This window comes from Peribacillus loiseleuriae (genome assembly GCF_001183985.1).
Classification (GTDB): Bacteria; Bacillota; Bacilli; order Bacillales; family DSM-1321; genus Peribacillus; species Peribacillus loiseleuriae.
Map to the genome: position 1 here is coordinate 1,852,104 of NZ_LFZW01000001.1, position 25,788 is coordinate 1,877,891.

Annotated in this window: 43 protein-coding genes and 1 pseudogene; 37 read left to right on the forward strand and 7 right to left on the reverse strand. The window is 31.7% G+C overall.

All coding sequences use genetic code 11. The features are described 5' to 3' along the window. Positions 1-158: 158 nt before the first annotated feature. The 4 genes from AC625_RS08660 (at position 159) to AC625_RS08680 (ending at position 3,487) form a co-directional block, all read left to right on the forward strand. Positions 159-497, forward strand: a complete 339-nt coding sequence (locus AC625_RS08660; protein ID WP_049680939.1) for a BC1872 family protein — start codon at positions 159-161, stop codon at positions 495-497. Between the two features lie 47 nt (positions 498-544). Continuing rightward, a complete protein-coding gene (locus AC625_RS08665) occupies positions 545-748 on the forward strand; it encodes a hypothetical protein (protein WP_049680940.1) in 204 nt (67 codons plus the stop codon). 398 nt (positions 749-1,146) lie between these two features. Further along, positions 1,147-1,941, forward strand: coding sequence for a DUF262 domain-containing protein (locus AC625_RS08675; RefSeq protein ID WP_049680942.1), 795 nt, complete (start codon positions 1,147-1,149; stop codon positions 1,939-1,941). Positions 1,942-2,386: 445 nt separating this feature from the next. After that, positions 2,387-3,487, forward strand: a complete 1,101-nt coding sequence (locus AC625_RS08680; RefSeq protein WP_049680943.1) for a DUF4236 domain-containing protein — start codon at positions 2,387-2,389, stop codon at positions 3,485-3,487. A 291-nt stretch (positions 3,488-3,778) separates the two neighbouring features. On the opposite strand, the gene AC625_RS08685 is transcribed toward AC625_RS08680, so the two are convergent. Next, positions 3,779-4,042, reverse strand: a complete 264-nt coding sequence (locus AC625_RS08685) for an excalibur calcium-binding domain-containing protein (RefSeq protein ID WP_049680944.1) — start codon at positions 4,040-4,042, stop codon at positions 3,779-3,781. A gap of 142 nt (positions 4,043-4,184) precedes the next feature. Between AC625_RS08685 and AC625_RS08690 the strand changes: the two genes are divergently transcribed. The 10 genes from AC625_RS08690 to AC625_RS28140 all read left to right on the forward strand — a co-directional run bounded on the left by AC625_RS08690 (position 4,185) and on the right by AC625_RS28140 (position 8,415). Continuing rightward, positions 4,185-4,634, forward strand: a complete 450-nt coding sequence (locus AC625_RS08690) for a hypothetical protein (RefSeq protein WP_049680945.1) — start codon at positions 4,185-4,187, stop codon at positions 4,632-4,634. 49 nt (positions 4,635-4,683) lie between these two features. After that, positions 4,684-5,178 (forward strand): hypothetical protein, encoded by a 495-nt coding sequence (locus AC625_RS08695; protein ID WP_049680946.1) that lies wholly within the window; start codon positions 4,684-4,686, stop codon positions 5,176-5,178. Positions 5,179-5,652: 474 nt separating this feature from the next. Then, positions 5,653-6,318, forward strand: a complete 666-nt coding sequence (locus tag AC625_RS08700) for a hypothetical protein (protein WP_049680947.1) — start codon at positions 5,653-5,655, stop codon at positions 6,316-6,318. Between the two features lie 60 nt (positions 6,319-6,378). Further along, complete coding sequence (locus tag AC625_RS08705; protein WP_049680948.1) at positions 6,379-6,564, forward strand: hypothetical protein; 186 nt, start codon at positions 6,379-6,381, stop codon at positions 6,562-6,564. Positions 6,565-6,802: 238 nt separating this feature from the next. Further along, positions 6,803-6,991 (forward strand): hypothetical protein, encoded by a 189-nt coding sequence (locus AC625_RS08710; RefSeq protein WP_049680949.1) that lies wholly within the window; start codon positions 6,803-6,805, stop codon positions 6,989-6,991. Between the two features lie 154 nt (positions 6,992-7,145). Further along, entirely contained in the window at positions 7,146-7,334 is a 189-nt protein-coding gene (locus AC625_RS08715; protein WP_049680950.1) for a hypothetical protein, read from the forward strand. A gap of 76 nt (positions 7,335-7,410) precedes the next feature. Beyond that, complete coding sequence (locus AC625_RS26555) at positions 7,411-7,566, forward strand: hypothetical protein (RefSeq protein ID WP_156187467.1); 156 nt, start codon at positions 7,411-7,413, stop codon at positions 7,564-7,566. A gap of 5 nt (positions 7,567-7,571) precedes the next feature. Then, positions 7,572-7,772, forward strand: a complete 201-nt coding sequence (locus AC625_RS08720) for a hypothetical protein (protein ID WP_049680951.1) — start codon at positions 7,572-7,574, stop codon at positions 7,770-7,772. Positions 7,773-7,810: 38 nt separating this feature from the next. Further along, entirely contained in the window at positions 7,811-7,963 is a 153-nt protein-coding gene (locus AC625_RS26560; RefSeq protein WP_156187468.1) for a hypothetical protein, read from the forward strand. 323 nt (positions 7,964-8,286) lie between these two features. After that, entirely contained in the window at positions 8,287-8,415 is a 129-nt protein-coding gene (locus AC625_RS28140; protein WP_281177219.1) for a hypothetical protein, read from the forward strand. Positions 8,416-8,537: 122 nt separating this feature from the next. Here the strand turns inward: AC625_RS28140 and AC625_RS27620 are convergent, their stop codons facing one another. Further along, positions 8,538-8,711 (reverse strand): DUF8096 family protein, encoded by a 174-nt coding sequence (locus tag AC625_RS27620; protein ID WP_245644960.1) that lies wholly within the window; start codon positions 8,709-8,711, stop codon positions 8,538-8,540. An 81-nt stretch (positions 8,712-8,792) separates the two neighbouring features. After that, positions 8,793-9,008 (reverse strand): hypothetical protein, encoded by a 216-nt coding sequence (locus tag AC625_RS08725; RefSeq protein WP_049680952.1) that lies wholly within the window; start codon positions 9,006-9,008, stop codon positions 8,793-8,795. Positions 9,009-9,159: 151 nt separating this feature from the next. Between AC625_RS08725 and AC625_RS08730 the strand changes: the two genes are divergently transcribed. Next, entirely contained in the window at positions 9,160-9,819 is a 660-nt protein-coding gene (locus tag AC625_RS08730; RefSeq protein ID WP_049680953.1) for a helix-turn-helix transcriptional regulator, read from the forward strand. Between the two features lie 37 nt (positions 9,820-9,856). After that, a complete protein-coding gene (locus tag AC625_RS25075) occupies positions 9,857-10,168 on the forward strand; it encodes a helix-turn-helix domain-containing protein (protein WP_053178038.1) in 312 nt (103 codons plus the stop codon). Positions 10,169-10,241: 73 nt separating this feature from the next. Here AC625_RS25075 and AC625_RS26565 read toward each other — a convergent pair whose 3' ends face one another. Then, positions 10,242-10,385, reverse strand: coding sequence for a hypothetical protein (locus tag AC625_RS26565; protein WP_156187469.1), 144 nt, complete (start codon positions 10,383-10,385; stop codon positions 10,242-10,244). 168 nt (positions 10,386-10,553) lie between these two features. Between AC625_RS26565 and AC625_RS08740 the strand changes: the two genes are divergently transcribed. The 5 genes from AC625_RS08740 to AC625_RS08760 all read left to right on the forward strand — a co-directional run bounded on the left by AC625_RS08740 (position 10,554) and on the right by AC625_RS08760 (position 14,882). Further along, the gene (locus AC625_RS08740) at positions 10,554-10,982 is read left to right on the forward strand and encodes a S1 domain-containing RNA-binding protein (RefSeq protein WP_049680954.1); all 429 of its coding nucleotides are present in this window, start codon (positions 10,554-10,556) and stop codon (positions 10,980-10,982) included. A 497-nt stretch (positions 10,983-11,479) separates the two neighbouring features. After that, complete coding sequence (locus tag AC625_RS08745) at positions 11,480-12,016, forward strand: tyrosine-type recombinase/integrase (RefSeq protein WP_049680955.1); 537 nt, start codon at positions 11,480-11,482, stop codon at positions 12,014-12,016. A 77-nt stretch (positions 12,017-12,093) separates the two neighbouring features. Then, positions 12,094-12,432, forward strand: coding sequence for a site-specific integrase (locus tag AC625_RS08750; protein WP_049680956.1), 339 nt, complete (start codon positions 12,094-12,096; stop codon positions 12,430-12,432). A 99-nt stretch (positions 12,433-12,531) separates the two neighbouring features. Continuing rightward, positions 12,532-13,887, forward strand: a complete 1,356-nt coding sequence (locus AC625_RS08755) for a DNA sulfur modification protein DndB (protein WP_049680957.1) — start codon at positions 12,532-12,534, stop codon at positions 13,885-13,887. 2 nt (positions 13,888-13,889) lie between these two features. Continuing rightward, the gene (locus AC625_RS08760; RefSeq protein ID WP_049680958.1) at positions 13,890-14,882 is read left to right on the forward strand and encodes a site-specific integrase; all 993 of its coding nucleotides are present in this window, start codon (positions 13,890-13,892) and stop codon (positions 14,880-14,882) included. Between the two features lie 126 nt (positions 14,883-15,008). Here the strand turns inward: AC625_RS08760 and AC625_RS28485 are convergent, their stop codons facing one another. Then, positions 15,009-15,374 carry a helix-turn-helix domain-containing protein gene (locus AC625_RS28485; protein WP_082190991.1) on the reverse strand — a complete coding sequence of 122 codons (366 nt, stop codon included), beginning with the start codon at positions 15,372-15,374 and terminating at the stop codon, positions 15,009-15,011. A gap of 580 nt (positions 15,375-15,954) precedes the next feature. Next, positions 15,955-16,689, reverse strand: a complete 735-nt coding sequence (locus AC625_RS08765) for a glucose 1-dehydrogenase (protein ID WP_049680959.1) — start codon at positions 16,687-16,689, stop codon at positions 15,955-15,957. 107 nt (positions 16,690-16,796) lie between these two features. Here AC625_RS08765 and AC625_RS08770 point away from each other — a divergent pair, with 107 nt between their 5' ends. The 8 genes and pseudogenes from AC625_RS08770 to AC625_RS28150 all read left to right on the forward strand — a co-directional run bounded on the left by AC625_RS08770 (position 16,797) and on the right by AC625_RS28150 (position 20,055). Further along, positions 16,797-17,432, forward strand: coding sequence for a TetR/AcrR family transcriptional regulator (locus tag AC625_RS08770; protein ID WP_049680960.1), 636 nt, complete (start codon positions 16,797-16,799; stop codon positions 17,430-17,432). A 171-nt stretch (positions 17,433-17,603) separates the two neighbouring features. Further along, positions 17,604-17,732, forward strand: a complete 129-nt coding sequence (locus AC625_RS28145) for a hypothetical protein (protein WP_281177220.1) — start codon at positions 17,604-17,606, stop codon at positions 17,730-17,732. A 116-nt stretch (positions 17,733-17,848) separates the two neighbouring features. Further along, positions 17,849-18,118, forward strand: coding sequence for a CotD family spore coat protein (locus tag AC625_RS08775; RefSeq protein ID WP_049680961.1), 270 nt, complete (start codon positions 17,849-17,851; stop codon positions 18,116-18,118). Between the two features lie 53 nt (positions 18,119-18,171). After that, positions 18,172-18,741, forward strand: a complete 570-nt coding sequence (locus tag AC625_RS08780) for a hypothetical protein (protein ID WP_180320079.1) — start codon at positions 18,172-18,174, stop codon at positions 18,739-18,741. 49 nt (positions 18,742-18,790) lie between these two features. Next, on the forward strand, positions 18,791-19,057 hold the full coding sequence (locus AC625_RS08785; protein WP_049680963.1) for a hypothetical protein: 267 nt from the start codon (positions 18,791-18,793) through the stop codon (positions 19,055-19,057). Positions 19,058-19,113: 56 nt separating this feature from the next. Further along, positions 19,114-19,458 (forward strand): HNH endonuclease, encoded by a 345-nt coding sequence (locus AC625_RS08790; RefSeq protein ID WP_049680964.1) that lies wholly within the window; start codon positions 19,114-19,116, stop codon positions 19,456-19,458. A 144-nt stretch (positions 19,459-19,602) separates the two neighbouring features. Then, positions 19,603-19,803 (forward strand): annotated as a pseudogene (locus tag AC625_RS25570) (N-acetylmuramoyl-L-alanine amidase); the annotation flags it as partial. Between the two features lie 15 nt (positions 19,804-19,818). Then, a complete protein-coding gene (locus AC625_RS28150; protein WP_281177221.1) occupies positions 19,819-20,055 on the forward strand; it encodes a LexA family protein in 237 nt (78 codons plus the stop codon). Here AC625_RS28150 and AC625_RS08800 read toward each other — a convergent pair whose 3' ends face one another. After that, on the reverse strand, positions 20,056-20,667 hold the full coding sequence (locus AC625_RS08800) for a hypothetical protein (protein ID WP_049680965.1): 612 nt from the start codon (positions 20,665-20,667) through the stop codon (positions 20,056-20,058). It lies immediately after the preceding gene. A 239-nt stretch (positions 20,668-20,906) separates the two neighbouring features. On the opposite strand from AC625_RS08800, the gene AC625_RS26570 reads away from it, so the two are divergent. The 8 genes from AC625_RS26570 (at position 20,907) to AC625_RS08830 (ending at position 25,531) form a co-directional block, all read left to right on the forward strand. Beyond that, entirely contained in the window at positions 20,907-21,074 is a 168-nt protein-coding gene (locus tag AC625_RS26570; protein ID WP_156187470.1) for a hypothetical protein, read from the forward strand. A 611-nt stretch (positions 21,075-21,685) separates the two neighbouring features. Then, the gene (locus tag AC625_RS08805) at positions 21,686-21,928 is read left to right on the forward strand and encodes a hypothetical protein (protein WP_049680966.1); all 243 of its coding nucleotides are present in this window, start codon (positions 21,686-21,688) and stop codon (positions 21,926-21,928) included. Between the two features lie 58 nt (positions 21,929-21,986). Further along, the gene (locus AC625_RS08810; protein WP_049680967.1) at positions 21,987-22,499 is read left to right on the forward strand and encodes a DinB family protein; all 513 of its coding nucleotides are present in this window, start codon (positions 21,987-21,989) and stop codon (positions 22,497-22,499) included. 1,101 nt (positions 22,500-23,600) lie between these two features. Next, the gene (locus AC625_RS27245) at positions 23,601-24,113 is read left to right on the forward strand and encodes a DUF5412 family protein (RefSeq protein ID WP_180320081.1); all 513 of its coding nucleotides are present in this window, start codon (positions 23,601-23,603) and stop codon (positions 24,111-24,113) included. 393 nt (positions 24,114-24,506) lie between these two features. Further along, a complete protein-coding gene (locus tag AC625_RS26575) occupies positions 24,507-24,656 on the forward strand; it encodes a hypothetical protein (RefSeq protein ID WP_156187471.1) in 150 nt (49 codons plus the stop codon). Positions 24,657-24,659: 3 nt separating this feature from the next. Continuing rightward, positions 24,660-24,863 carry a DUF4181 domain-containing protein gene (locus AC625_RS28490; protein WP_425415481.1) on the forward strand — a complete coding sequence of 68 codons (204 nt, stop codon included), beginning with the start codon at positions 24,660-24,662 and terminating at the stop codon, positions 24,861-24,863. A gap of 64 nt (positions 24,864-24,927) precedes the next feature. Further along, on the forward strand, positions 24,928-25,164 hold the full coding sequence (locus AC625_RS08825) for a hypothetical protein (protein WP_049680969.1): 237 nt from the start codon (positions 24,928-24,930) through the stop codon (positions 25,162-25,164). A 136-nt stretch (positions 25,165-25,300) separates the two neighbouring features. Then, the gene (locus tag AC625_RS08830) at positions 25,301-25,531 is read left to right on the forward strand and encodes a hypothetical protein (protein ID WP_049680970.1); all 231 of its coding nucleotides are present in this window, start codon (positions 25,301-25,303) and stop codon (positions 25,529-25,531) included. Positions 25,532-25,788: the final 257 nt, after the last annotated feature.

A 25,788-nucleotide genomic window follows, 5' to 3' on the forward strand; every position in this document is an offset into this window, starting at 1 on the left:
TTTTTATTATGACAGCTTTTAAAGGAAATAGGAAGAAGAAATTGATGTATAAATAGTATGACTAAACTGTTTGACATTAAAAGCGTGGTTTTATTAGATTGATAACGATGAAAAATGGAGCATTTAAGAGTAAACGTAAGCATGGGGGAGGAATGAAGTTGGGATACGAAATTGACAGGTTAATTGCTGAAAAGGTTATGGGATGGACTTCTGACGGATATCTATATCACGATATGATAACGGGCGATATGTGTTCGATAAATGAATTTAGGCCTTCAGAAGATTTAGAGGATGCTTGGTTAATAGTTGAGAAAATAAGCTACGGAAACACGGAATTGATTTTTGATCTAGAACTTAGATATAAAGGGTTTTGGGCATATTTTACTGACGGGAAAAGTGATGATTACAGCTCTGAGCAAGAAAAAACAGCACCGTTGGCAATTTGTGTGGCAGCATTAAAAGCAACCGGTGTAAATATTGAAGAGGAGGTTATTTGAATGGATAAAAAAGTGAAAGTAGACATAGAAAAGATGGAGGATATAAAATGAACATCAACATTAATGAATTCGTCAAATTAAATGAGTTTCCACAAGAAGGATTTAGAGAAGTTAAATGGAATGTTAATGAAAATTATGATCATCATACGTTAACACTTAAGGATGGATACGGCAATACTCTAACATTATTCAATGATGAATTAGATAAACTTTATGATTACTTAGGTTCGGTGTTGTTTTATAAAGGGTAACGTTATAGTTTAATATGGTGCACATTAAATTTAACCTTTTAATGGGGGCGCTAAACTAAATGTGAAAATCCTCTGCCATTGGACAGAGGGAGATAATTAATAGAAGTTATTCTGACCAACTATTAATCTTACCTTCATTTAAGTTTTGATTTTGCTTCCAATCAATATAGTTGTTGGTGTCATTATTGTTCCAAATCTGATTATCTTCAACTTTTGGATTTGGAACGCTCCATAAAAAATATAGGATTCCAATGCCGATTGCACCAATGAATAACACGGCTTTCAATTTTTCTTTAGAATGATTTCTCTTATAATTTCTAGCTGATGATGATCTCTTATCTTCTGCTTCCCATCTTTTAACTGGTGAATTTTTAATAAACTAGGAGGGGATAGATATAGTGGCTAAAAAGATAAAGAAAACAGAAGAAGAATTAAAAGCCGAAAGATTGGAATATGAATTAAACGAGGTAAAAGAAAAACTCTACTTGATACCTGAGCCTATATATACATTTGAAATTGGCCAACAAGTTGGTATCGGAAATTTGAAAGATGTGATTGTAAAAAATTCACTTGAAGGCGGAAAAATATATTTGATCGATTACACTTCCGTTGACCACAATAGAGGAAATCCAATAAGACACGAACATCGACTGAGGTATGTTACTCGGTTAGACATTAGGAAGTTGCCTGCGAAAACGGAATCATTCATACGAAATAAGAACATGAGACTCAATTACTCTAATCAGAATATAGCCTCTTTATTAAGTAAGGCTTACTATTTCGGTGTTAATTTTGATCTGGATTATCAACGAGAGTATGTTTGGGAATTGGGAGGCAAGGTGAATTTAAATGATTCTGTTTTTAATAATATTGATATTGGTAAATTTGTTTTTGTTAGATATAACAGTGAGACGTGGAGTAAATTGAATTTGAGTTATGAGGTATTGGATGGTAAACAGAGAATGAGAGCCATTTTAGATTATTACGAGGACAGATTTGAATATGAAGGTAAAAAATTCAGCGATTTGACACTAAGGGATCAAGGTCACTTTGAAAACTACCCTATACCAATTGCTGAAATCGATGAGTTGCCAAGAAAGGGAATAATCAGATTCTTCATCGCTTTGAATACTAATGGTAAAGTGATGGATAGTAATCATTTAGACAATGTTAGAAAGATGATAGAAGAATAATATCTAATAAAATGCAGATTTCATAAAGAAAAGATTGTGAAATGAAGTTAGAAATTACAATGTTTATAGTTTTTTTTGACAGGTGTTTTCACAATCTTTATTTATAAAGATAAAATTACGAATTATACAATATGGTGAAGTGGAGATGTTGCTATGAAAACCTATCTTAAATCATTCGTTGTGAATAATTCATTTTTAATTACATTAACTCTAATTATATGGGCTTATAGTATGTATGAGTGCTTTAAATAGGAGGGGCGAGTGAACGGATAAAGATGATCAATGATCTTACAGATATGAGACTAAATTAATTGAGAAAAAGGTGAAAAGAAAAATCCAAAGGAGAAAATAGCTTGCTTGGATAGTAAGTTCATAATTTAGATTATTATTTCTGTATAATAGAAACTATATGGTGTAATTTTACTAAAAGGGGGTTGAACTATAAATGGGTTTAGGATTTAGAAAGAGTTTTAAAATAGCACCTGGAGTAAGATTAAATGTTTCAAATCGAGGAGTAGGAATGAGCGCAGGCGTTAAAGGATTAAGATATAGTGTTAACTCTAGAGGTCAGCGTAGAACAACAGCAAGCATTCCAGGGACTGGAATATCATACACCACGACTTCTAGTTCAGGTAGAAAATATAAGTCTGCTGCACAGCAAAATAGACAACAGTTGCTTAGGCAACAGAAAGAAATAGCTAAACAAGAAGAGTTACAAAGAGCAAGGTATGAAGTTGAAATGTATGAGAATAAAATTGAACTTATCCATTCTATACATAAGGAATGTGACGATATTTTTGATTGGCAAGAAATCGCATCGTCTACTCATCCTAATCAATTCAATCAACAAGGAAAACATGAAATAGAGGCTAGAGAGAAATTGAACACATTCAAGCCAAGTTTCATACAGAAGATATTAAAAACGAATGATAAAGCAGAGCAGAAATTGAGGATAGAGGTAGAAAAAGCAAAAGAACTTGACCAAAAAGAATACATGGAGCTCAAAAAAACAATTGAATTGGCCAATAGGATATTGAATAAAGATGTGGATGCTTATTTTGAAGTTATCGAAGAATTGTCACCACTTGATGATCTATTAGAGTTTGGTAGTGGTTTTGAGTTTTTTATAGATGACCCAATGGTACTGGAGGTAGAATTTGATGTTCAATCAAAAGAAGTTGTACCAAAACAAGTAAAGACTCTGACTAAGACAGGTAAATTATCTGTAAAAGATATGCCGTTGACTAAGTACTATGGCATATTTCAAGATTATGTATGCAGCTGTTCAATTAGAATTGCTAGAGATATGTTTGCGATACTTCCGTTTGAAAGGGTAATAGTCCATGCAAAGGATGAGCATTTAGACACTTCAACAGGAAGAAATACAGAAGCGACGATTTTATCTGTGGAATTTGATGAGATCACACTTAATCAATTGAATTTTGAAGCTATTGATTGCTCTGATTCGATGGAAAATTTTAATCATAACATGAAGTTTTTAAAAACAAAAGGATTTCAACCTGTTAATAAAATTGTTGCAAGATAATCTTTCTACTGGAAGATGATAGTCTGCTAGAAGTAAGATTTAACATAGTTGGAGTAAAAAAATAATTAAAAATAATGTAACATTTCAATGTGAAATTAACGTTAGAAAGCCTAATTGCACAGGCTTTTTCTTTACTCTAAAATAATAAAGATAAAATTATAAAATAAACAAAAGGACATTGCGGTGGGTTGGATAGATGTGGTAAGATGAATTTAAGAAAACAGACAGTAATAAAAGAAGAGTTTTATCAAAAAAGCTCTGATAGAGGAAAGATCTAACAGAGCAATGGTATTACCTTTCACATGCAATACCGTCTTTATCTCGATCGAGTTTTTTGTTTGCATTGTACAATTCAGCGTTAACAGTTGGCTTGTACTTAGTTTTACCGCCTACGTTCTTTGCTGTTGATGATTTAGAAACTCCACCTTTATATACCTTATTTAACTCAGTGCAGTTTTTAAATGATTTGGGTGCAGCTTGAACATCAATTTGACTACCAAAAGAAAGAGTTACTAGAATTATTCCAGAAAAAAGTAATATTGAAATCTTTTTCAAGTGTATCACCTCCTTTATAATATATCCATATATTATCTTTTATGTTATTGTTTAGTCAATATGTGCTAGATATAAAGTATTGATAATTTATATAAATATCCACGCGAATAAAAAATCTCTTTTATTGTAAGAGGAGAAAGATATGAAAAAAGAAGTTATTATGAAATTAATACCTAATATGAGTTATTTAAAACCAAAGCCTACTCAAAAAGATGCCATAAGACAGTTAATTTATGTTCCGGAAGAATATGTCGATTTGTTAATACAGAGAGACATGAAAACTACTTGGCCAAATGCAATGCTGATTATCAGTAGTATTGGGTTTCCCAAAAATGAGAATTCGATTCCTTCACTTCTATTTTTAATGCAGGATATAAATTGGCCTGGTGCAATTGAAGCAGTTGAGATAGTAAAGAATATTGGAAAACGATCAGTATTACCATATTTAGAGGATGCATTAGAAATAGCTTACAAAAGCGAAGATTATATGTGGATAGGAGGATTAAAATATTTAGTAGACAGCCTCAATATAATTGAAAGTGACTTCTGTAATTTACAAAACTATGAAACTCTGCAACTAGCTGATTTTTAACTGCTAAATAAGTGATTTAAAACAAGACATCTATAAGGGAGAGATAATAATGTATACAGTCCAACAATTACAAGCCTTGGAATATCTACTAAAACGAATATCAGCAAATAACAAATTCAATTTTTATCGAAGAGAATTAAAACTTGTAATAGAGTACAAAGGGACATTATATACAGGAGACTTTTTGCAAATGAGCAGCTCGTTTGCTTATCAGAATTACATAGACGATGAAGGGGAAGTCGATCAAGTCCGTTTTAGCCCAGATAGGGGATCAAAGATTTTAAATGATATATGGCAAATTTATCTGAGAGAAGTTAATAGATTATTTTACAATCCATTTAAACATATCAACGATATCCCTTTACTATTTAATACATTAGTAAAGATTCTTGAAACGGCCGAAATTGACGATGAAAGCAGTCCATTTTATCCTTATTTATTAAATGCAAGATCAATCGATAATACTATTAATCTTCCTTTGATTAATTTAGATGGGGAAAAAATTAAGTTAGTATCAATAATTGATTGTACGGAGAACCAATAAGAGTATTAAGTTTCTAAGTGAAGAGAATATCCTTTTCACTTAGAATGATAAAACAGGTAATTTAAAGGGAGGTGGATTAACATGAACAAAGAAAAACTACTTGATCACTGATGGGAAATGCATATTTATCATCAACGAGAAGCCGATAAATTTGAGAATGGTGAAGTTGAAGAGTCTAGAAAACACTACCAAACAGTAGCAGATGTATATTTTAAAATGTATCAAGAAGTTGGAGCTGGAGATTTTGACGAATGAAAGGAGTGGGAACATGCTAAAAAACGAGCAGAGCTATTACAGTTTAAATGGGTCATTTGAAGCACTACATATATTATTAATAAAGATGTGAAATAGCTAGAAGAGATGTATTCATTTTTACTAAGCGATATAAAACACGTAGATGAACAGATGGCGAAATTAGAAAATAATTCTAAATTGCATTAAATCGAATAATTTATGATGAAAGGGAATGGAATAATGAATAAAATGGTTAGTGAAATTAATAATATCAAAAATCATCTTAAAGAAATTTCTTTAGAACTGATGCCAATATTTGAAGATGCTTTGAGTCTTGCTCCAAGTATCAGTGCTTTTATAAATTACAGAAAATTTAACAGACTGGACAGAAGAATTACAAAGAAGTCTGAACAATTGAAAAGAATATCTATGTATGCTCCACACACAAAACTCTTAGATGAATATATTAGTGAGAGAATATCACCAATAGTTTTAGCTGACATCATAGAAGAACACGAAGATGCTAAGATAGTATTAAGTTTAAATGGCTTTGAGAACGTTTTTATCGAAGAGAATAGTTATGAGGCCGCGGTAATAAGTTATTTTGACACCTTAAGATCACTTAGGTACGTTGATATAAAAAGGTTGTTCTATTTAGCAGGAAAAATTGATAATTATCCTCCTCCTATTGAAGATAGTGAAGAACACGCTATTATGAGAAATAGCGATATGAAATTAAAAAATATGGGTCTAATAGGAGAGGTTACAGGATTTAGTTTTGGGACTATTGATAAGGATAGAGATATTTTAAAAAATGATATTTATTTAAGTTTGCATGCTGAGAAGTTTATTAATTTCATTTCGTTAGAAAAAGCTAACAACGCACATCTTTTGTTACCTAAATAAAATGACAATTTTAAAGTGACACACAATACACAAAATGCGAAGTAAGAGAGGGAGATATCTGTGGAGAACAAAAAATATGAAGTTGATTGGCATGTTAGAGATATGGATTTTAACTACTTTGTGGGTACTGAGAATGTGTTAGTTTCTGACGAAAACAACGCAATAGAAAGCGCAACACAAATTGTTTCAAGAAAATTAGGTTTGCAACGACATCTCATGATTATTAAGACAGTTAAAGTTGTTTAGTGCACAATTCGAAAATTATGTGCAATAAAATAACTACTTTAAAGATAAATTTACTAAAATAGCATTTGGTAAATTGGTATTTGTGGTTATATTAAGTATACTTTAACATGATTTTAATTTACTAATTATTATAAATAATCCAAATTAGTACTAGAGAATGCATACGGTGTTATGGTATCATATTGGTGTCGACATAAAAATGCAAAATACAACAATTTAATTAAAGGAGCAATCTAACATGAAGAAATTCATAATCAAAGATAATAATTCGAGTCAAATCACAGGGAAGCAAGTATTCCTCAAAGCAGATAATACACAAACTTTGAACTTTGACTATGCTCATGTATATCCTGAAGTAGAAGCATTCAATATAGTAGAACATGATGATAACATGGAATTGATTGAGGTCAATGTAGTAGTTGTTTAAGGAGTTAGATAAATACATAGCTTTTGAATCGCTAACCCAATCGGTGGGACACCAATGGATGAAGATATGAAGCAATCTAATTTATATTTTGAATAAACTTCGTATCTTCATTCATTGACTATATAAAATTTATTATAAAGGGGAGCTAAATAAAATGAAAAAATACGTAATTTTAGATACTGTTTCAACTAAATTAACTGGGCAACAAGTATTCCTTAAAGCAAATAACACACAAGTATCAAACTATGATCGCACGCACGTATTTCTTGAGGATGAGGCATTAGTTATAAAGAGCAATAATGATAAACTGGAATTATTCGAAGTAATTGTTTCATCAATTTAAAAGTAACTTTACACAATTCGTGATAAATGAACGTATGATGAATTAAGAGCTCTTGTTAACAAATAGGAGGGATCATATGTCACCTAAGGATAAGTTGATAGCAAAACTTCATCAAGTAAGTGAGTTGGCTATACGAGCAGAATTGTCGCTGCATGGACTGAAACCTAGTGAGTTTATCAGTAAGGAAATATTGATGAATATGCTTGTAACAGTATATTTTGGGGACGGGTGATTATTATGTTTGAAAAAGTATCTGAACGCCTTGGCGTAAATATTGATAAAGTAATTTTACATAAAGATGAAACTGAAAAATGTAAGTTAAAACGTGCTTTAAAGAAAGAAATTTTTAAAGAAAAAACTAGAATCGCTATGATCAAAAGGTCGAACCAAGAAAACTATGAAGCCTTAAAACGATTAGATGATCAATATGCAGTTTGACTAATTGATTGCACTAAATAATAAGGAGAATGTTCAGAATGACTAATAAGATAAATTTATTAAATGAAGCTTTCGGTATACTTGCGAGATATAGCTTGGTATCTAGTATGGATATTGAATTACGAATGAGAATTGAAAATCATTACAAAAGCTTGGAGGGAGAAGAAAATGTATCTTATCAAGTGGGTTGAGGATGGAGAGAATAAGTCATTTGTGGCCGAGGGATATATAGAGCGCCTGGTGTGTGAAGAACGACTCGAAAATAAAGGTATTGAATTCAATAGTTGTTTATTATAAGTGTATTTACAATTAAATCACGATTTTAATAGAATGTGGATAAAAACTGCAAAGGAGTGAAGAAAGATGTATATCAATAAAAATAAGGAATTAAAACCGGGTACTTACTACTTTAATCGATATGGCATGCGAATTAAATATGTTGTTAAATAATAGCATAGTTCAACTAAACTTGATAGTAGACACAAATTGTGAACCAAAAACAAGGAGTGATAACATGACAGAAAAAGAAAAATATTTTCTCGAAGATACAAGAGATATTCTAGTTAATTACGATGGATGTAAGTCGGAACAGCAATTAAAAGGCCTTATAGATGAAACACGAGAAAGATTAACAGTTTTTTAAACGGTAAAATTCAAGAATATGAAGATTCACTTTAATGAACACTACTATAAAAACAGAAATTCATCAGATTAGATTTGTAGAGGAGAGTATACTTTACATAACCAATCTGACATGGGCGACAGCTAAATAGTCTTTTTCATTCCGCAATTACGACATTCACGTAGGAATAAGCCATTCTTTCTCGAAGAATTAAAGTGAGCATAATCACAATTGTCGCAACGGGCATATTGTATGTCTGGCATTTCTTTATAGGTATAAGTTTTAGATAAGTCAATTTCTTTAGTTGCATCAGTCATTTAAATCACCTCATAGAAAAATTCACAACCTGACTAATATATCAAAACAGCAGATTAAAAGCAAAGACGGAAAAGCCCGCGTTAGCAGACTTCATCATCGTATTCAGCTTCCCATGAAACTTCTACATTATTAATCTCGCTCTTCTTGGAGTCAAAAATGATTTCCCTACCATTGGTAGTAGTGATAATAACCTTTGTGTCTTTGATAATATCATCATGTAGTGAAATACCTGCTTCTTCAATCGAACCACCATTAAACAAAACTAAGTCAATTTTAACTTGAGCATAAACATCCATTGGAACCCCTCCTAGTGTTAGTATATAATGTAATTGTGAGTAAAGGCGCATCAATTAAGTTAATAACACACAATTTAAAAGGTTTTGTAAAACATTAAAATTACATAAAGACACACAGTGAAACTGTGTATGGATTAGAGGTTGTCTTTTAATGGATATTATAGGGCAAAGATTAAAATGGCTAAGGGAGAAAAAAAGGTATGGACAAAAAGAAGTAGCTGGTAATATAGGATTAACTACAAGTGGCTATCAAAAAATGGAATATGGGGAAGCAAACCCTAAAGTTGACACATTAATTAAAATATCTCAGTTCTATAATGAAAGTTCAGATTTTTTATTAGGGTTATCTGATCATACGAGAAAGCTACAAGAAATTGATGAAAAATTGAGGTTTTTAATAGGTGATTTAAAGATTACAGAGAAAGAATTTCTAGATGTGTATTTTAATGAAAAAGTGTCTGAAGATGCTAAGAACGACCTAGCAAAAAGAGTTAGTAAGTTAAAAAGGGAGGTTGACTATTACCAGGAGGAATATTCAAGGAAAATTGTTAAAATACCCAATATTAACTTGAGTAACAACAGTATCTTAAAAGATAGAGTACCATTAGAAATTTTTATTATAGAAGAAAAGTCTAGTGGAAATTGGTTTATTACCTTGGAAGACAACAGATGTGAACAATTGGCTCGTATGACGGAAGAAAATACAAAAGAAAAAGCTATAGAATTTGCAGAAATGATAAAAGAAAAGAATGGAATTGAATATACAGTTGAGGAAGAATCATATCTAGATATGAGTGAGAATTGGGATTAATAAATTAATCATTTTATGAGACGGCGGCGGAGCTATAATGAAGATAATTGGTGAAAGAATTAAGGAAATCAGACTTTCAAAAAGGCTAACTCAGGAAGAATTGGCCGACAAGCTTGAATTAACAAAATCTTATATCTCCAAATTGGAAAACGGGATTACAATTCCAAGTATTTATTTTCTGTATAATCTAGCTGACATTTTCGAAGTTACAATACAAGACTTCTTTGGAGAAACAAACAGAACAAACAATGATAATAAATGGACTTCTGTTAATGATTATTTCGACAATCACAATATAAGTCCAGATGAAGTATTAATGCTGTTTAATATCCTAAGAAAGCTAAAATAAAAGAAATATTTTAAAGAAAAGAGCTGATGATATGTAAAATCGAAAAAACGCCCAAATAGGCGCTCTTGGAGAGTTACTTAGATTCTTCATCATCATTGAGTAACATCTTAGCATTCTCGTCTACTAAACCATAACCGGGGATGTGACCAGTTTTCACTTCGTGATATTTAGTTCCTGAGTCATCAGATTTACTATTTGTACGTGCGTCTTTAACCATAATTATCACCACCTATAGGGAGGGATATATTGTGTGTAGATCAGTTATTTATTCTTTATTGGAATTGTGTTAAAATGCTATTTATTGTGGTATCATTGTGCATTTACATATGATTAATCACATTAATTTGTTATAATTGAATTATTGTTATTCTTAGGAGGAAGTTTATTGTCAATTGAAGTAGGTAGTAAGGTACAAGGTAAAGTAACAGGAATCACTAACTTTGGAGCATTTGTAGAGTTACCGGGAAACATAACCGGACTTGTGCACATTAGTGAGGTTGCAGATAGTTATGTCAAAGATGTTAATGATCATCTTAAAATAGGAGATCAAGTTGAAGTAAAAGTCTTAAGTGAAAAAGAAGGCAAGCTTGCTTTATCGATCAAACAAACTATTGATAAACCAGAAGGGCAAGCACAGACTTACACTAAGAGACCTTTCCGCAAGACTGATAATCGCCCAAAAAGTAATTTCCAACCAAAGGAAACCTTTGATGATAAAATGTCCAAATTTCTAAAATCCAGCGAAGAAAACTTATCATCTCTTAAACGTAATACCGAATCCAAACGGGGCGGTAGAGGCGGAAGAAGAGGTTAACATATAATAAATCAGCGAATTTAACTTAAAAAGATTGTGAATTCATCTAAGGAATACCTTATTAAATAAGGTATTTATATGTGTGAATTCACAATCATTTATAAGGAAATCAATACTAATATAACTTTAAAGATAAATTTATAAAATTAATTAATGTTTTCATTGGTGATTGTATATATTTACTATATACTAATATTAACAGGTTAAGCAGAGAGGAAATGTTCAAATGCTGCTAAATGATTTGTACGGATGGTATCAAAGAAATTTATCTAAGTGGAGTACATATACAAAACGAAAGGCAATAGAAGAGCTTAAATCCATAATTAAATTAATTGAAGAAGACATTAGACAGAGTAAATCTAATAAAGGAGGGGTTCAACATGTCAATAGCTGACGTAAATGAGATTAAAGATAAGATTACAAAAAGTAATGGATAAGTTGTTGATTTGTATTCAACGTAAGTCTTTAATCAAATAATGAGATTTTTAGATGATAAGTTGAATAAAAGTTCTAAATATGAAAGTAATCAAACGAGTAACGCCTATAGGAAAGATATTAAAGATTTCTTTTTAATATTACGGGATAAAGATATTAAGTTTCTAACAGAAGAAGATATGAATATTACTTATGATGACTTTGAAGATTTTATTAATTACTTAGAGGTAACTGAACTGTATTTTAATTCATCAATAAATAGGAAAATGTCTAGCGTGAAATCTCTTCTTGAATATTTGCATTCTAAAAAAGTCGTATCAGATATTAGCTACTTGAAGTGGGTAAAAAGTAAAGCAGATGAGTCTGAAAGACATGGAATATTGACAGTTAATGAAGTTAAACAGATGTCTGAATTAGCTCTTGAGGAAAGAGAGAAGGGTATTATAAAGAAGTATTTCTTTTTATTTGGATTGAATACAGCTCTAAGGAAAGAAGAGATTTTAAATCTAAAGTGGAATGATTTTCATGAAGAAGGTTCAAGTGTTTTCATTAGTGGTATTGGTAAAGGTAATGTTAAATATAAAAAGAGATTTCTTTAAAGTTTTATGAGGAATTATTAATTTTAAATATTGGGCAAGAAAAAGTATTTGATATTTCTTCAGATAGTATTGTAAGCATGTTTAATCGAATTAGGAAGAAAACGAAATTCCCTAAGCAACGTAATATAGTTATCCATAGTATTAGAAAAGCTGCTATCAGTAATTTTTATAAGTTAACTAAAGATCCTTTTGCAACTATGAGATTTGCAAATCATAAGAATTTTAACACTACAGTTAGATATATACAGGAGGAAAGTTACGGAGCAATTTCATTTACTGAAGATGTAGATTTAGATTTGCACAAGAAGATTAGTCGTGCAGATTTATTGGAAGCATTAAGTGAAATGGATGATTCTTTTGTGCTATTACTTAATAATAAGATTAAAGAAAATCAAAATAAAAAGCTAAGAAATTAAGGGAAAATATGTAATTATTGTTTACATTGAGTTTTAAAGACTGTATATTATTATCAATAGATATTTATAAGATTACGCTTAAAGGGGTGGCACTATTTAGTGAGAGTAAGTAGAAATGAATTAGAAAATACATTGCAAGATGTTATATTAGAGATAAAACATGATAAGAAGAAAGTTAAAAATATTAAAACAGGATTGAAGGCGTACAGTATTCCTCCTGGAGCAGTACAGAGTTATTTTGCTAATCCTCAAGAAAATCTTCCAGAATTAGATCTGAGAATTCTTTGTTTATTAGCTGAAGAGATTTATTTAGAAACAATGATTGATGATTTCAATCCAAAAAATATATTTGAAGAACAAGAGTTAAAAGTGGCTAGAACTTTTGATTATTCATTATTGAGTAGTATTAACATCATTGATTTTCCTATATATTTGAATAACGTTATTATGATTGATTCTGAGAATTATGTGACAGTTTGGAATGCTAAATTTATAAAACAATTAATGGATAATCAACTACTAAGGTATAACTTTGATACCCAAAGAGAGCATATTAAAGTAAAAAGAAATAATACAATTCAAAAGGTAATCAACTTAAATAGTAAATCTGTAGATGAAATTGCACAAGCAGCGTTAAAAGGAGAGTTAGAGAAAACGACTATAACTATCAACGCATTAGTTGGTACTGCTGATGACGGAGAAGAGTTAGAGTATGATGCTAAAAAAATGCAATTAATTATTAAAAATGGTACATTCTTGGACATTGTTGATGGGATGCATCGAATCTCCGGAATAATTAATGCATTAGAATCTAATCCTGAACTAGAACATGAGTTTATTATTTCAATAAAAAACTTTAATACTAAACAAGCTCAACGTCATTTAGCTCAAATAAGTACATTCAACCCAATTTCAAAAACACATATAGAAGCATTAAAGGAATCAAGAAAATCAGATATGGTTGTTAGACATTTAATGAGAGAATCTGATTTAAAAGGAAGAGTATCTCAGACCTCAACTCCAAAGCCGACTTTGGGAGAAATTGTTTCTTATAATACTTTAGCAGATACAATAGATGAAGAATTTCAAATGAAAACCAAATTAGATGCAGAAGAAGTTGGCGAGTATCTTACTAAATTCTTTGATCATTTAATTGGGACTTATTCGGAGGAATTTGTAGATAACCTAGGAAAAGATAGGAATTTGATTAGTGAAAATATAATGTTCGCAGGTTATATCATATTAGCAAGAAAAATGTTGGATGATAAAATTAAAATTCGAAATCTTAAAGAGATAATAGATGAGCTAAATATAACTAGAGATAATGAAGTATGGGAAAAAGCAGGAGTTCTAGATAAAAATAAAATTTTTGTAAGTACTGCTAAATCAAAGGTGAAAATGTATTTCAGGAATCTTGAGTTGAATAAGTTTAGAGTTGCAGGAGGTATTGAATAATTGTGGCCGAATTATATCAAGAACACATAAAGGAACAATTTTTAAGTCAATATGATAATAAAAGTACAATTGATACAATAAAGCATATTTTTATAAGGAGTGCGGAAACAGAGTTTTTAAAAGAAAAAGACTTGTTTGATTTCACTATAGAAGAAATTGAAGATATGATGAGGGAGCTAAATCCCAAAACAACAAATTCAGCAAGAACATACGGGAGATTTATTAGAAAATATATCGAATGGTCAATAGAGCCTAAAGGTTATAGAAGAAGTAATATTAACCTAATATCGTCAAAGCATATGTCTTATTTTGATAATTTTATAGATAGGTCATTGAAACTTTTATATACAGATGAAGAGATAAGTGAAATGTTAGAGAAGCTGGTTAATTATCAAGATAAGGTGATAATTTGTCTTTTATTTATAGGGATAGCAGGGGATGGACTTTTTGAGATACTAAATTTGAAAAGTAATGATATAGATTTTGAAAATAGAATACTTCTTTTGAAAGATGATGATGGGAACGAACGAACATTAGAAGTATCTAAAGAAGTAATAGAAATAATCGAAGGTGCGCTAGATAAAGAAAATAGCCATTATTTATTAAAGAACGGACAATCAACTGGTAAGAAATCACATGCCTTTCTGGTGGATAATGATTACGTAATTAAATCGACTTTAACTAATAATCTTGTGAACCCAGAGAAAGCAAGTAAGCATCTAATATTTAGAAGGCTTTCAATGATGTCCGATAAAGATGTTCTTGATTATCCATATTTAACTGCCAGCAACATCGAGAAATCAGGTAAAATAGCTTTAGCAAAAGACTTATATATAGAAAGAAAAACACTTGGTAATGACGAATTAAATATAATTGGTGATAAATTCGGTATGAAAAAAATTATGAGAAATGGTGAGTGGGGCTATAATCTTCATTCTCTTAGGCAATATATCAACATAGAAAATTTGAATGACTTATATCCGGAAATTTTTTGATGATTTACCCTTAAATCCCTGTAACACTAAAGGGATTTAAAAACATATACACTAAAGATAAAATTACACGTTTATATTTTGGTGAAGAATAAATTTTGGGTTTGTGAATTATACATTTGTTATTAACTATCTATACCAAATATGAAAAAATATACAAAATAAATAATGATACAATTTGAAATATATTGTAATATTGGTATAATAGTCAAAAATTTCACCAAGTAGTGAAGTTCCGAGGAGACTGACGCATAAAAAGCCGTCAAGTCTGCCTACTAATCCTTTATTATCATATGAATAAAGATCCTCCATGGAACAGCCTAGCGCAGCAGAAATAAGGTAAGCGGTCTGTAGGGACATCCTCTTTCTGTTGTTAATATACGCAGAAAGTTGAGTTGGAGACATTCCAGTCTGTTCACAAAATTCTATTTGCGTTAGGTCACGTTCGCGAAGGAGGCTGGAAAGTAGGCATTTTCCGATTGTAACTTCAAACATCGGAAAAGATTCATTGCAATTTAAGAATCAACTATTAGATACTGGGAGCAGTGTGCATGAAATGAAAGTAACTTCTCATGATTTAAAATATGAAACAGTTGAGGAGTTTGAAGAAAGAATATTAAAAGAAGAGGACAAAAAAATACTGAGCGACAACTCAGCATCGAAGGCTAACAGATCATGACTGCAATCATGATAAGTGAAAAAATAAATACATAATAAGTATGTTTGTAGATAAATATTATCAAATGTAATGGGGAAGTTGAAGTGAACATATATAAATTAGGTCAAGAGTCACGCTTTTAAAAGTTATCTTACATAATAAGTTACTGATGATTTTTCTTTTTTACACTCGATAAAGATAACTTTATGAGGTGTTGTGGATTCTTTTTTTGTGGATTTTTATTTTAATTAAAAAATAAATTTACAATAAAGGGAGTGTCTAGTTTGAGCATTGAGCTAACACCAAATGAATATTATTAAAGAAGAAAAGAATAAGGTTAGTGATCAACTATGTACAGTAAAAACTGGTTGCCTCTAAAAACATTAAGAAGACAACCAGAGTATATGATTGAATAAATTATTGTGCAGTTAAGCCACCATCAATTACAAATTCAGAACCTGTAGAATAGCTTGATTCTTCGGAAGCTAAGAATAAAACAAGATTTGTTACTTCTTCTGACTTTGCGACACGTTTAAGTGGAATATGTTTCGCAAATTCTTTAATGACTTCAACGGAATCACCTTGAGTTACCATTGGTGTTTCAATTACACCTGGATGTACTGAGTTTACGCGAATACCGTAGCGCGCAAAATCTATCGCTGCTGCTTTTGTCATTCCGCGAACTGCAAATTTAGTATCGGTATAACCAATTGCTCCAGCTACTAAGCCATTCATTGAAGAAATATTGACGATTGATCCGTTTTCTGTTTTTTTCATAGATGATACAACTGCTTTCATCCCTAAAAATACAGATACTTGATTAATATTTACGATTTTTAAATATTGCTCTAATGTTGTATTTTCAATAGAATTGTTGACACTAATACCAGCGTTATTCACTAAAATATTTACGGGGCCAAAAGCTTTTTCTGTTTCAGCAACGACTGCATCCCAATCTGCTTCACTGGATACGTCTTGTTTAATAAACATAGCATTTTCTCCAAGCTCCTGAGCAAGTGCTATACCCGCTTCTTCGTTTAGATCTGTTATTACAACTTTTGCGCCTTCTTCTACGAATTTACGTGCATGTGAAGCACCCATACCACGTGCTGCACCTGTAATAATAGCGACTTTATTTAATAATCTTGTCATAATAGCACCTCTTTTGTTTATTTTGATAGTTGAACTATCAATTTATACAGATTTATTTTATAATATTTATAAGAATATATCAAGATAATAGAAAGGGTTGTAAAACCTTGACAATAAATGCTAGAGAAAAAAATAAAAAGCAACGCACAGAACAAATTATTCTTGCTGCTGAGGAATTATTTTCAGAGAAAGGCTTATATGATGTACAGATGCAGGATATTGCCACAAAGGCTAATGTTGGTATCGCGACTTTATTTCGTTATTTTCCAAAAAAGGAAAATATAATTGTGGAAGTAGCAGTCTTTGCTTTAGGCAAGTTTCAAGAAGACTTACAAAAGATTGCTGATTCAGAAAAAAATGCATTTGATAAACTAGAGCACTTATTTGACTATTTTTTAGAAATAGCAAATGGGCCCGCTAGAAAAGTTACGTTATTTCGTGAAGCATTCGAAAGTTACTCTTCATACAGAAATGAGCCATTAGAAAATATTGATGCATATATTGAAATACAAGGAGTTTTATCGAATGAAATATTCAAAATCATTAAGCAAGGAGAAGTTGACGGTTCCATTCGTTCAGATATAAAAATGGAATTAGCTCTTACCACAATAACGAATTGTTTTGGTATATTTTCAACTAAAATCACGCTACATGAAAAGGTAGCTAATTTTCCATCAGGAATTACGGCCATTGACCAACAACAATTTTTAAAAGAGATGTTTCTTAGTTATATTAGGGCTTAAAGAATCGACCATCAAATTTCTCAATAGTAGTATTAACTAGTTAATATCGTGTACAACAAAGTGGTGATATATACTTTACGAAACAATAAGTGACCTAAAATTTTATTGAACGTTAGAGATTGTCCCAAAACTTTCTTTCGCTGATAATTGTAGGGCGAAGGAGGTGGTATCTTGCTTATAGTTGATACTAAAAGGGAATTAAATCCTATTAAAGATCTACCTAGAGATCGATTGTTTTTTTTAGAAGATATTATGCAGCGTAAAAGTGATATGGATAAGAAAAGAGGAGCATCGTCTTAGCGATGGTGCTTTTTATTTTGGAATAATATTTAGTATTATTGTCTAGTACAAGTCCTCACCTACTTACATAAGCTACATCGTAAAGTAATAATCCAAAAAAAGGGTGGGATGTTTTTATGAGTTGTAATTGTAGAAGATGTCGTGAGAAAGCACAAAGGGAGGAAGTAATTACAAGCCCAACTAAGACAGTAGTAAACACTAGGACAAAAGAACGTGTAGTTAAGCATATTCATCCAACGGAAGTTATTAATGTTAATAGAACAGTTGTTAGGAACGAGCATTTCTTTCCAGTGCATGAGAGAGAAGTAAATGAAGTAGTAGAGGAAAACTTTAATTGTGGAAGTGACTTTAATAACAATAGATGTAGACCGTTTTGGAACTGGTAATTATGAAGTAATTTAGTTCAAGGAAGCACTCATAACATTGGGTGCTTTTTATGTTGGAGAAAGAAGGTGCTGAGGTTGAGAGTGTCGTCTCTTTTGGATATATTGTCATGATTTGTCGAACGATAGCATTTGTCCCTTTAGTTCCTTTTACTCATAATTGTAGGTGGAAGGAGAGGCTTTACATGATTAGAAAATGCTTGCTTTTTTTAATGCTATTTACGTTTTTACCCGGTTCCGTAATGGCGAACAGCCAATCAGGGCAATATTATCCACCTACAAATTCTGACTATTTTCAGAAGAAGTTCTCGTGGCAAATTTACGTATCTCATGGAGTGAAAAAGATAACATTCATTCAATATGATATGGAAAATAAGGAAAGAGGTTTGATCTATTATGATGATCCGCCTCAAAACTCTTTTTTTTGGGTAGATTTTACTTGTCGTGGGAATGTAAGAATAAATTTCTACAATAAAAAAGGAAAGTTAATAGGTTCGTTTACTCGCGGTCATGGAACATCGTATTTAAATAACTCAGCATGTAATTATAAAGACTTTGTTTATGGTTCTGATTTTGACGAGAAAAATAGAAAATATAAAAGTGATAAATTTAAAGGGCCAAAGTAATTAGCATCCGTCTGGATGCTTTTTATTTTGGAGAAAGAAGGTGATACTAATGAAAGTAAAATGTAATGAATGTTCCAAAGAGTTTCCTATCAACTTAAAAAAGAAGAAACATGGAAAGGCTGTAGTTGAAACATATTTTGTTTGTCCGCATTGTTCTGCACGATTTAGTGCTGCATTTACAAATGATCGAGCTAGGAAATGTCAAAAGCAAATACAAAAGCTTTGGGCTGAAATAAGAGGTTGTGGAAGTCCACAACTGGCTGAGCACAAGAAAGAGAAAATCGATAAATTAACTAAGGAAAACAAAAAAATATGAGTGAGTTGAAAGCACAGTACGCATCTACTTGATGGGTACTTTTTTGATTAGGAGGAATCGTTACCTCGGCAGAGTATCAGACAAAGGAACAGAAGAAGAAGTTCTATAGGTCGGGGCGATGGGAGTCATTAAGGATTCATGCTCTCGAAAGAGATAACTACGAATGTCAACAATGCAAGCGTGAAGGCAAAGTTCGTGTGGACTCAAAGAAGGTACAAGGTGAGCGCAAGAGCATTGAATTAAATGTGCATCACAAGTACGAGATAGAACATTATCCAAAGCTTGCTTTAGTTCTTGATAACTTAGAAACGCTTTGTCTTAGCGGCCATAACAAAATGCATCCTGAAAAAGGATTCGGTAAGAAAGGGAAGCAGGCGAAGTGGGGTGACGAGAAGTGGTAAGACCCCCGGCCCAATATTTTGTTAATTTTTAAAACTCTGGGGACCGGAGAGGGGCTCGAATTTCCAGATTTACGAGTAATTTCTCGTGAGACTATTAAATTGGGGACTACTGTAAATTAGGGAGGGGAATAGGGTGGCAAAAGTGAGCGTGAAACGTTAAGAAAAAGAATTGAAAAGGATTTGAATAATCAATTAAAAGTAAAAAAGATTGCGGGAAATTTAGCTGTTGTTCGGCTAACTAATATGCCAGCGATCTTAACTGAAATTGCTTATATTGACTCAAAAGATGCTGAATTGCTAAAGAATAATAATTTCAACAAGGATATGGCTGCTGAATATGCATGAGGTGTAGCGAAATATTTGGATTTACCATTTAAAATAGTTACAGCGAAAAAGAATTGGGAGGAAGCTACACTAAGTGGATATCTTGAAGGATACCCACCGTCAATTAGAGATATAGGAAAAGAAGTGGGCTTGAAATCATCTAGCACAGTCTCAGGTCATTTAGTTAAGCTAAGAGACAAAGGACTAATTGGTTGGGAAGACGGGAAACCTAGGACTTTACATATAATAAATAAAGAAATCTCGTTTAAATAGTTAAGAAGAGCCCTTCTCGATGTGAGAGGGCTTAATTCTTTTTCTAATACTTGGGTCATACCAAACGTCATCAATGGCCATGTTTTTTCCACTTCTTGAATAATTGAATTTAGCAATATTGGCACCTTCAAGATGGTAAGGGACTTCCCAAAACACAGTGATTTCTGATATATCGCTTTCAGCAATCAATTGAGCAGCTAAATCCTCGCTGTATAATTTTAGAATCTCTTTTGTTGTCTTTTTAGTGTTTTTTGAATCCCACTTCAAATATGGTAACACGATATAATCGTTATCTTTTGCTGTACCGTAATGATCATTTACTACAACCTTAGTAATAGCTGTATTGTAATACTCTTTTTTTATTATTTTTTTCACTGTATCAGCTATTTCTTTATCTCTAGCTATCGTACTTACTTCTACAATATTTTTAGAAGCAGCTTCCTCTTCAGCTATTAATTTTTCTTTGGCTTTTTGTATAGCATTTTCTTCTTTCTTCTCTAAAGCTTCAGCCTTTTTTTTAGCCTTCTCTTCTGCGTCTTTAGATTCAAGTGAAGAGGAAGTATTAACTGCCGGAGGATTTTTAACACCATCGATTACTGCTAAAACAATCATTAACCCAAAAATGGTAACTGATAATAAAATATATCTTTTAAACTTTCCATTCTTCTTAAATAACGAAACTATAACAAATAAAATTATAGGTTTATAAAAAGATAAAATGGATCAGAGGAATTACAAATGACTACTATGATCATGAACCCGTTCACTAATGAAATTATCGCAGAGTGAGATTTTCAAATGGTAGAAAACTGGCATTAGATAATAAATAACTATAAAAGGGGAGAATTGTTATGGATAAAGAAGTAATTGAATCCAATTTTTTGAGTGCGTGTTTCGATTTGGGAACAGAGCTGCTTTATAAAGAAAAGCGAACAGCTGCTGAGAGTCAATTTTTAAAAGCACTTGATATAGTAATAGATTATAAAGGTAGTGTTAGAGCTGAAGTAAAGTGCTCTTAATAATATGATTCAATTATAGGGGTATCGGCTCCTCCTTCGCCAAATACCATGACAGCCACGCTTGCTATCCACTCTATTCACTAGTGTAACTAAAATTTATTAAAATTTTGTTAAAGAATGATTAATATTAATGAATTATTCAACTCAAATTATAAGAAAGTACGGCTATGAAGCGAAATATATTAAGCATTGTGTTGCCTAAAACTTCTCAAAAAACAACTGCTCTGAAACGGAACAGAAATTTAAGAAGTTATTTCACAGCTTTTAAAAGGGTATAGATTTGAAAATGATGGAAGAGGATATTTTTTATCAATATCTGAACCAAGTAAACGATTCCGTGTTGATGATGAATATATCTATGGAATTGATGTGGGTATTTTTGATCAAGAAGTTGTTGAAAGGGCATTTAAGGTTTTATATGAAATAAAAGATTAATAGTTAAGGAAAGTGATATTATCCCCTTAACTTAAAAACAATTAAAAGATAATAAAATCGTTCTTTTATATAACTAAATTAAGTTTGTTTAATAATAAATTGGAATAACTCTCTGACTCCTACATACCTATAGATGATGTACGGAATACTTTTAATAGTTAAGGGGAGAATCTAATTTGAATCAAATCGTAATTAAAGAAAATATTAAATTCGCAAATATCCAATTGTCCAATCTTCATGAAGAAGGAATTATTGAACCTAATCGAAATATAAAGTATCAACAAATAGTGAAAATTAACTATCTCATTCAAAAATACAACTTGCAACCTAATCACAAAATCATCAATGAATACTATAGTGATGAAGGAGATCTAGTTAAACGTGTAGAACATTTAGTTGAAGAATACACTCATAATTAAATAGGATAACTGCCATATAGAATTTATATTTGGAATGTCCGGTGAAAGGAGAAATATTATGAGTAAATTAGAAAATGACAATCTGTTTGAAACGAGAAATAGACTAGTAAACGAGATTATTTTACTAAGTTATGATGAATTTAACAGTAGGAATGATATTAATAAGTGGAGTATAGCCCAAGTTTGTCATCATTTAATTTTAGTAGAAAAATCATCTGCATATGCTATTGAACTTGGATTAAAAAGAATCAATGGTAATAAGAAAGAGCGTAAAGAAATTCACCTTGTATTGGATAGAACGAAGAAGGTTGAAGCTCCAGAAATAGTTAAACCAGATGTAGAACCATTCGAAGTTCAGCAAATAATTGATTTGTTAAATGCTTCAAGAAATAAGTTGTTGGCTGTTCTTAATACGGTAGAAGATAAGTCCATATTGGCGGAAAAATCAGCGAAACATCCTCGCTTTGGTGAATTACCTCTCAATCAATGGATTGAATTATTAAATTTGCATGAACAACGACACATAGAACAAATAAAAGATATAAAATTACTTATAGAAGAGAGGCACTAAACTTCCAGGTATAAACGGATTCTTGTTTAACGAAGGGGTGCTTGTGCGGCCGAGCCTAGGTCGTATCATATAGCGGGTGGGATTCCCGTCGAGAAAGAACTAGCCATTCACTCGTAGCGAGTCTTGGAGGGCTAATGGTAACATTAGCCTTTAAGCGTAGACAGTTAGGTGGCGGGCCGAAAGCCAAATGGTTGAAGGGATTGAGCTCCATAATGTTAGTAAATCGAGAGGGCTGATGCCTTAAGCACAGCAGAAAGCTACATTTTATCCATCGTTAAAGGCAAGAAGGATAGAACCTCTCTGGAGTCAGAGACCTTGGCACGTCACACATTGATATGATACGGCAACTCGGGAGGCCCTACCGGTCTTTTCTTCTTATAGAAGAGTATGGTGTACAAGCGATAATAAGCAAGGAAGCCAAATGCCGTTGTAGGGAGTCGGATAGCAGCGTAGTACCAATGAAGTTGGGTAATGCCGATGGAGGAAAGGCTGCTACCAAGTTATCACCCTTACTAGGGACACATTTACTACACGCAGAGGTAGGGATAATAAATGGACACAAAACTATTAAGGATAGCAGAATTAGCAAAATCTGAGCGAAAGAGATTAGCTATATTTTGTGAATGGTGACTAGGAGGAGCCGTGTGCGTAAATAGCGCAAGCACGGTTCTGTGAGGGGGGAGGAACACAATCTACCGCAAGGTAGAGAGGTTCCCTTCTACTCGACTAGGGAAAAAACATGGCTGTCTTTGTGTAAGTAGTTCAGTTTTTGTGGAGAAACATAAGAAATAACATTCCAATCAGCAGTCGAAATCACACATTAATTTCGGCTTTTTTAATCTTTGTTATATCAGTGATTATCGAGTTTTAACATATAAATTCTTAAAGTAAATAACACGCAAAATAAACCAGTGACAGTAACTATTGTCAAGGCGTGAATGGGTATGTTAAAAGTATGCTATTTACCTTGCCAATTTAATATGTTCAGAGAAAATTGGTAATTATATGATAAAATATATAGAGAAATTGTGATAATATGTACTTAAATTAACAACGTAGGTAAGGTGAAAAAGACAATACAACAATAGAAAGGAAGTAATTATGGCAAGAAGATATAATTTATGGTCCTTTTATTTGTGCTTATTATGTTTAATATTTTCATTGAGCTTGATTTTTTCAAATTGGTCGGTATCTCCACCCTCTTATATTCTTTGGTTACTTGCAGTAATAGCCTTTATTTTAGGTGTTTTGGGGTTTAAAGATAAAACAAATAGATTATCAAAATTACGAAGTTGGTTTACTGTTATTTTCTCATCATTGCTATCATTAGTTCTTTTATTAGAGTTACTTCGTTTTCTTATTATTTCAAAGGAATTGTTTAAAACAACACATTCGCCTGATAATAACTACAAAATAGAATTTTATCTTACCAACGGCGGAGCTACTACATCGTTTGGAGTAATAGGAAAATTAGATGGTCCGCTATGGTTTGAAAAAACAATTTACAATGATTATAGAATGGACCATGCTAATGTAGAGTGGATAAATAACCATACGGTTTCAATAAATAATCACATTTTGGACTTAAAAAAAGGAGAAACATATTCTGATTGAACATAAGTTTTGAACTAAACGAGCTGATAGAAGCTCTTCATTTGCTCAACTATTTGGCTTTTGTTGAAGAACAAAAATTAAATACGATGAAAAACGCTTGGAGATTTCCCCCAAGCGTTTTTATGCGCTAAATTCACTGCTATTTCCACTATTTTATGGACTGGAAAATTTAATGTGAAGTTGGATTTTCTTCACGTTATCTGAACTAATTAGTCTTTGTGGCAGCCTTTCTTGTTGAGCGAATAATGTTAACAGTACAGCAGTATTATTCATAATAAAATTGATATTTGAATGTAATATGCTCACTAAACAGTGTGCTTTTTGTTTAATCTTCCAATCTAAATAATATTATGGTGAAATGAGGAAAATTTAAATAGAGTAGGAGGGATCAGATTGACACCCTTACAAGGACTCATTATTATCTTAGCAGCAGGTATTCTAGGTATCGTAGTTGATAAATTAATTAAAAAAATTTTCAATATCGAACAAAGAAAGGGGCGTTCGTATGTATACGCAAATAAAATTCATCAATGGGGAGAGTAGATAATCGTAGCATTATTCCTAATCGCTATACTTTATCGAGTATTGAAGTATACCATTTTACCTTTTTTCTTTATAATATTTTCCTTCCGTTCGTTCATGGAGTGGAAGCATCAACGTGGAACTAGAAAACACTTATTATTATCCATTTCAAATTTAATAATCATTGTGATAGGTTATTTGCTTCTACTTTCATTCGGAGTAATTTAGTACCAATCACACTTAAGGAGCATAGCAACATGTCATTCACAGAACTATTCAAAAGGAGCTTTTTATGAGATTTTTAAATTCCGCAACAGCTGCAATTATTATGGGCATCATTCTTTTTTTAACATTTTCAACATTGGGTGCGATGTACGATGACTATGTGTTGAAGTCAGAACCTGGAGATATGGAACTTTTAGGATGTTTTTTAGAAGTAATAATAATTCCGCCTTTTTATTACTGCAATATTAATCTTTGTATTCTATCGCTTTTATATAAAACTAAATGTGCCCAGTATCCTGTTTAGCGGGGTTTTTAGTTTGTGGGTGTATCAATTAGTAGATCTGTTAATAAGTATGTTATCAGTATATTCACCGATCCATTATATAGAGTATTTTAATATTCTACCCATTATCGTTTTCAGTTTAGGGGATCTGTTATTAATGAGAAAGAATGCTTGGTTGTCTATTAATGGATTTACTATAGGCACAATAATGGGTTTACTTTTGTCATACTGCGTTGTGATTTTATTAAGACATCTCAATAACTCTCTTACTTTGTTCCATTATATGGATGTGAAAGAGGAAATGTTATTATTGGTAGCAACATTCATTGGTGCGTTGATTGGGAATATTCTTGATAAGAAAAAAACATCTCAACATAAAACTACCTAATATGTAAAAGTTGCGAATTGACCTAAAAGCATTTCAAATTTATTGTTCATTGTGATAGTTTTTTCATTTCTGTGTATATTCGTAATATTTTAATATGAAAAAGCATTTAAAGCACTCAATTAACGAGTGCATTATTTGTTTTTAATTTCCTCTAGAAGTTCGATAACACGTTCATTTTGTTTCTCAATGGAAAGAATAGCTTTTTGAATTGTGCTAATGGATACGTAAAGAAAGATACCTAATAGGATAGCAAGTAT